The organism is Aminobacter sp. P4_H6_2, assembly GCF_056400805.1.
Genome location: NZ_JBFUKO010000311.1, coordinates 1 through 6,410, shown reverse-complemented (window position 1 = coordinate 6,410; position 6,410 = coordinate 1). Strand labels below are relative to the sequence as shown.

5 protein-coding genes are annotated in these 6,410 nt (G+C 63.2%); 3 read left to right on the top strand and 2 right to left on the bottom strand.

The annotated features are described in order from the left end of the window. On the bottom strand, positions 1-1,866 hold a 1,866-nt coding region (locus AC1DUU_RS20090), incomplete at its 3' end, for a thiamine pyrophosphate-dependent enzyme (RefSeq protein ID WP_476785163.1). A 323-nt stretch (positions 1,867-2,189) separates the two neighbouring features. After that, a complete protein-coding gene (locus AC1DUU_RS20085; RefSeq protein ID WP_476785162.1) occupies positions 2,190-3,089 on the bottom strand; it encodes a LysR family transcriptional regulator in 900 nt (299 codons plus the stop codon). 113 nt (positions 3,090-3,202) lie between these two features. On the opposite strand from AC1DUU_RS20085, the gene hglS reads away from it, so the two are divergent. From hglS to AC1DUU_RS20070, 3 genes are all read left to right on the top strand, one after another. Beyond that, entirely contained in the window at positions 3,203-4,600 is a 1,398-nt protein-coding gene (gene hglS, locus AC1DUU_RS20080; protein WP_476785161.1) for a 2-oxoadipate dioxygenase/decarboxylase HglS, read from the top strand. A gap of 6 nt (positions 4,601-4,606) precedes the next feature. Next, positions 4,607-6,049 (top strand): FAD-binding oxidoreductase, encoded by a 1,443-nt coding sequence (locus AC1DUU_RS20075; protein WP_476785160.1) that lies wholly within the window; start codon positions 4,607-4,609, stop codon positions 6,047-6,049. Positions 6,050-6,078: 29 nt separating this feature from the next. Beyond that, the coding region (locus AC1DUU_RS20070; RefSeq protein WP_476785159.1) for an aldehyde dehydrogenase family protein at positions 6,079-6,410 on the top strand (332 nt) is incomplete at its 3' end.

The window sequence follows — 6,410 nt, the reverse complement described above, 5'->3', positions numbered from 1 at the left end:
AGTGTCCTCATCGACACCGAAGCGCTCGCGCACCATCCGCTGGCCTGACTTGACCGCCTTAGAGAACAGCGGTTTTTCCCGACGCTGCCGGTTCAGCATGCACTCGGACGAAGCGACGATGATTTTCGGACCTTCCTCCTTCGAGGTCAGCGCCTCCTTCAGTGTGTCGCGCATCTTGGCGACATCATAGGTGCGGTCGATCTGGCGCACCCATTTTGCGCCGATGCCCTTGACGGCGTTGACAATGGAATTGTTGGTCGAGCGCTCCGGATTGTCGGCGCGCGACGACAAGATGTCCTGTCCCCCCGTCGCCGACGAATAGTAGTTGTCGACGACCATGATGACGCCGTCATGCTTGTTGTAGACAGCATTGCCGACGGAGGTGGTGAGTCCGTTGTGCCAGAAGCCGCCATCGCCCATCACCGAGATGGCGCGCTTACCGGCGTCGACATTGAAAGCAGATGCGGAGGCTGGTCCCAGGCCGTAGCCCATCGTGGAGCCGCCAATGTTGAACGGCGGCAGGATGGAAAACAGATGGCAGCCGATGTCGGCCGAGACGTGGTGCTCGCCGAGTTCCTGTTCGACCAGTTTCATGGCAGCGAAGATCGGCCGTTCGGGGCAGCCAGTGCAGAAGCCGGCGGGGCGTGCCGGCACGACTGCGTTCAGCGCCTTGACCTTCGGGTCGGCGAGCACTGCGTCGGCGCTCGGAAGCGGCGGACGGTTGCCGAGCAGGGCCACGGCGTGTTCTTCAAGGAATGCCTGGATGCCGTTCATCAAAACGGCTGCGGTGTAGTCGCCGCGGATGGGCAGGACACCTTTGCCGGCGAGGCGAGTGTTGATGTCGCGGCGGCGCAGGATGCTGTTGACGGCCTGTTCGAGATAGTCGGGGTGGCCTTCTTCGACCATCAGCACGGCGCGTTTGGAAGCGCAGAACGCCGTCACTTCATCGTCGATCAGCGGATAGGTCACGTTGAGCACATAGAGCGGAATAACTGTGTTGCCGTAGGCGTCGGCGAGGCCCAGAAGCTGCAGCGCCCGCATGACCGAATTGTACATGCCGCCTTGCAGAATGATGCCGACATCACCTTCTTCGGGGCCGAACCATTCGTTCAGCTTGCGGCTCTTGATGAAATCGATGGCCGCCGGCCAGCGCTTTTCGATCTTCTCGCGGTCGTGCACGGTGATCGACACCGGTGGCAGCACGATGCGATCGAGGTCGCGCACCGGGTTTTCCAGCGCTTCCTTGATGGTGAAGGCGGGACGCTTGTTATCCTTGGCAATGAACTGGCCATGCACATGGCAGGCGCGGATACGCACCTGCATCATCACGGGCGTGTTGGAGGCTTCCGAAAGTTCGAAGCCGTCCTCGACGGACTTGACGATCGATTCGAGATTGGGGCGCGGGTCGAGCAGCCACATCTGCGACTTCATCGCGAAGGCGTGGCTGYGCTCCTGCGGAATGGATGAGCCTTCGCCATAGTCCTCGCCGAGGATGATCAGCGCGCCCCCTTTGACACCGCTCGACGCCAGATTGGTCAGCGCGTCGCTGGCGACATTAGTGCCGGCGGTCGATTTCCAGGTCACGGCACCGCGCAGCGGATACATCACCGACGCCGAAAGCATGGCAGCGGCGGCGGCCTCAGATGCGGAGGATTCGAAATGCACGCCGAGTTCGTCAAGTACTGGCTTTGCGTCGGCCAGCACGTCCATCAGATGCGAGATCGGCGAACCCTGATAGCCGCCGACATAAGACACGCCCGACTGCAGTAGCGCCTTGGTGATGGCAAGGATGCCCTCGCCGCGAAAGAGCTCGCCCTCACCAAGCTTGAGGTCCTCGACCTCCCGCGCAAATGACCGTTCCGCCATGTCGACCCTCCCAGGCGTGGCCTGACCGCCACGGTGGCTCGACCTCCCACGGGGCCGCCAGGCTTCCCGGGTGTCGAGCCACATAACTATGAATATGCATATTCATGAGAATACATGGAACTGTCAATCCATTTGCATGAAACAGCCAGTCCGGGCCATCAAGATTGGTTGGTGCTATCCGCCCTCATCGAGAAAACCAGTAAGCAACAAAGCTAAATGCATGCCTGTGCATATATATAGAGGTTCACCGAAGGAGCGCCGACGGACAGTGCGCCTGAAAGGGAAAAAGGACCGGCTCAAGGTAGCGGCCACGCCGTGCCCAGTCAGTCTGGCACCGTCACCTGCCCCAATATCCAGTCGAACAGCTGGTTGGCCAGCGGGCCCGCCGCCTTTCGCTCCGGGACCACGAAATAGTAGCTGTTTTCGGTCTGGAGCGGCAAATCCACCACGACTTCGAGCTTGCCGTCTCGCAGTTCGCTTTCCACCAGATAGAGCGGCAGCAGCGCCACGCCCATGCCGGCCACGGCCGCTTCGATCAGCATGGTGAACTGGTCGAAGCGATGGCCCTGATAGGCGCCTTGCGCATCGGCGCCGGCTGCTTGGAACCAGTTCGCCCATGCCTTGGGACGGGTCGCCAAGTTCAGCAGTGGCTCGTGCGCCAGCGCCTCAGGCGTCCCGATGCTACGGCCGGCAAGAAATGCCGGGCTGGCCGCGGGCACCATGATCTCCCGGCAGATGTAGCGGCACACCGCGTTTGCCCATACCGGCTGGCCATAGTGGATCGCCGCGTCGAAAGCCTGTTCCTCGAGATCGAACGGGTCGGAGCGGGATGCCACGTTCAGTGCGACGCCGGGATGGCTCCGCAGGAAGTTGGGCAGTCGTGGCACGAGCCATCGGCTGCCGAACGTCGGCAATGTAGCGAGGCTGAGCAGCGATACCCCAGAGCTTGCCATCGCCCGCAGCATTGCCGCCTCGCCCTGTTCGAGCAGCCTACAGGCGTCGGGAAGGAATTTCTGGCCGGCGGCCGACAGCACCACGCGCTGGCGTACTCGTTCGAATAGCAACAGGCCAAGTTGGGCCTCGAGGTCCTTAATCTGACGGCTGACCGCGCTTTGGGAGAGATTGAGCTCACGGCCGGCCTGCGTGACGTTGCCGTGGCGGGCGGCAGCCTCGAAAGCCTGCAGCTTGCCAAGGTCGGGAAGGAGCGTGCGCGCGACAGTCATTCGTTCTTTGCATCAACTTAGAAGGAATCAGCACAATCCAGTGCTTTCGAAGCCGACTATAACACTGCCACAGCATGAAGTCGCCGTGCCGAACGTGAAAAACGAGAACTCGAATGCCCCCATATCCATTCATGTCGCCAGATGCCATCCGCGCCGCGTTCTCTGCGGCCATGTCGGCCATGTACCGCGAAGAAGTGCCTGCCTATGGCACGCTGATGGCGCTAGTGGCGAACGTCAACGATACGTCACTGGACCGGCAGCCGGCGCTGCGGGCCAGCCTCGAAGCGACCGAGTCGCTCGATCGCATCGGCGAGGAGCGGCACGGCGCCATCCGTCTCGGCACAGAAGCCGAGCTTGCCATGATGCGGCGCGTTTTCGCCGTGATGGGCATGTTTCCGGTCGGCTACTACGATCTCAGTGAGGCCGGCGTGCCGGTGCACTCGACCGCTTTCCGGCCGATCGGCGAAGCCTCTCTGAAAATCAATCCGTTCCGGGTGTTCACCTCGCTGTTGCGGCTGGATCTCATCGCCGACAGCGATCTGCGCGCGACCGCCGAGAAGATCCTGGCAGGCCGGCGCATCTTTACCACCACTGCTGTGGCGCTGGTCGACAAGGCGGAGCGCGAGGGCGGACTGTCGCATGACGAGGCGACGCTGTTCGTGGCGGAAGTTCTCGATACGTTCCGGTGGCACAACCGGGCGAGCGTCGACCACACGCTCTATGCCAGGCTGCAGGAGGCCCACCGTCTCATAGCCGACGTGGTCTCATTTAAGGGGCCACACATCAACCATCTGACGCCGCGCACGTTGAACATCGACTCCGTGCAGACCCAGATGCCGTCGTGCGGCATCGTGCCGAAGGCTGTCGTCGAAGGCCCGCCTAGCCGCGATTGCCCGATCCTGCTGCGCCAGACGTCCTTCAAGGCGATCGAGGAGCGCGTGTTGTTTCCCGATGAGAACGGCAATCTCCAGCCGGGCTCCCACACGGCGCGCTTCGGCGAGATCGAACAGCGTGGCGTCGCGCTGACGCCGAAGGGGCGCGCGCTCTACGACAGGCTGCTGAACCAGGCCCGCGCCACGGTGCGACCCGCAGCGGACGGTTCGAACGCGGACGCCTACCGCGCGGCGCTGAAGCAGAGTTTCACAGCCTTCCCGGACGACTGGAACGCCATGCGCCAAGCCGGGCTCGGCTATTTCCTGTACACAGTCGAGCAGGACGCGGCCGGCTCAGACGTACGCGGGGATGACATCGAGGCGTTGATCGAAGCGGGCGCCGCGCGCTTCGATCCCATCGTCTACGAGGACTTCTTGCCTGTCTCCGCCGCCGGCATCTTCCAGTCCAACCTGGGCGACGACGCCGTGCGGGAGTTCGCCGCCAGCCCCAATCAGCGTCTGTTCGAAAACGCGCTCGGCACTGCCGTCCTCAACGAATTCGAGCACTATGCCGGCATCGAGCGGGCATCGATCGAGCGCTGCCTTTCCAAGCTGAAAGCGTTTTCGGACGCGGCCTGAACGAAGATGATGGCGAGCGAACACACCGACAATCTCGGCGTCCTCCTCGGGCCGGGCGGCCTGTTGACCGGCCGGGTCGAGATGGCCGGCTACGAGAACGGCGCGCGCTACGATGCCGGGCGTGCCACCTTTGTCGCGCGGCCAGCATCTGCCGCAGCCGTTTCGGATGCTGTCGCCTATTGCGCGCGCCATTCGATCCCTCTCGTGCCGCAATCCGGCAACACCGGACTGGTCGCCGGGTCAACCCCGGACGGCAGCGGCACGCAGGGCGTGTTGAGCCTGGAGCGTCTGCGCTCCACCTTCGAACTCGATCTCGACAACCGTACCTTGCGTGTGGACGCCGGCTTCCGCCTGTCCGAGATCAACGCGAAGCTGCAGCCGCACGGCCTGTTCTTCCCCATCGATCTCGGCGCCGATCCCATGGCTGGCGGAATGGTGGCGACCAACACCGGCGGGGCGCGCTTCCTGCGCTTCGGCGATGTGCGCCGCAACACGCTAGGGTTAAAGGTGGTGCTCGGCGATGAGACGGGCACCGTGGTCGATCTCGACGCCGGATTGCGCAAGAACAATACCGGCGTGGACTGGAAGCAGGTCTTCATCGGCACATCAGGCGCTTTCGGCATCATCACCGAATGCACCTTCAATCTGGAAAGGCTGCCGTTGCAGACCGCGACCGCCTATCTGGTGCCGCGTTCGCATGAGCACGTGACGGTCCTGCTCAATACGATGGAGCAGCGCCTTGGCAGCTATCTCAGCGCCTTCGAAGGCATGTCAGGCGCAGCAATCACGCACACGTTGGCCCACGTCGAGGCGCTGCGCAATCCGTTCCCGGGCGGCAGCGTGCCCGACTTCGTCATCCTTGCGGAAGTGTCGCGTTCGTGGCTACGCCGTGAGACCGAGCAGACGCTCGAAGCTGTCCTCGAAGAGGTACTCGGCGCGATCTGGGACCAGCCGGACGAGCCCTTGCGCGATGCCTTCGTAGGCCCAGCACATGAGATGTGGGCACTGCGGCACGCGCTCTCTGAAGGCGTGAAATCAGCGGGCTACCTCGTCGGCCTCGACCTGTCTTTCCGGCGTGGCGACGTGATGCGGTTCCGCGCCCAGATGAGCCATGTTCTGGCCAAAGAGTTTCCCACGGTCGAGATCTGTGACTTCGGCCACATCGGTGACGGCGGCGTGCACTTCAATCTCCTCGTCGCGTGCGAAACGGCCGGAACGGTGGATGCAGCACGGGTCGACGCGTTACGCGACCGGGTGATCTCGATCGCAGTCGAAGAGCATCGTGGCAGCTTCAGCGCCGAACACGGTCTCGGCCGCCGCAACCAGCATTTTTACGACCGCTACACGCCAGAGAAACTGAAATCGATGGCCGCGCAACTGAAGCAGGCGACGTCGCCGGGGCCGCTCGGTTCGACGCGGCTGGGCTGGTCACCGGCGCATTGCGCCTGAAGAAACAAGAGAATTGGAAGGAAAAAACGATGACGATAGCGAAGGAAACGACCGAATTGCTCGAGCGGCTCGGCATTGCCAAGGCCGATTTTAGCGGCGGCGACCTGATCGTGCGCAGCCCGGTGACCGGCGAGCAGATCGGCGCGCTCAAGTCGATCTCGCCTGCCGACGCGGGCAAGGCCATCGAACGCGCCGACAAGGCGTTCAAGACCTGGCGCAATGTGCCGGCGCCCAAGCGCGGCGAGCTCGTGCGTCTGCTGGGCGAAGAGCTGCGCGCCGCCAAGACCGATCTCGGCCGGCTGGTGTCGATCGAAGTCGGCAAGATCCCGTCCGAGGGCCTGGGCGAAGTCCAGGAAATGAT

Excerpts from the sequence above, each read along its gene's own strand:
- hglS (WP_476785161.1), top strand. The coding sequence starts at position 3,203 with ATGCCCCCATATCCATTCATGTCGCCAGATGCCATCCGCGCCGCGTTC.
- AC1DUU_RS20075 (WP_476785160.1), top strand. The coding sequence starts at position 4,607 with ATGATGGCGAGCGAACACACCGACAATCTCGGCGTCCTCCTCGGGCCG.
- AC1DUU_RS20085 (WP_476785162.1), bottom strand. The coding sequence starts at position 3,089 with ATGACTGTCGCGCGCACGCTCCTTCCCGACCTTGGCAAGCTGCAGGCT.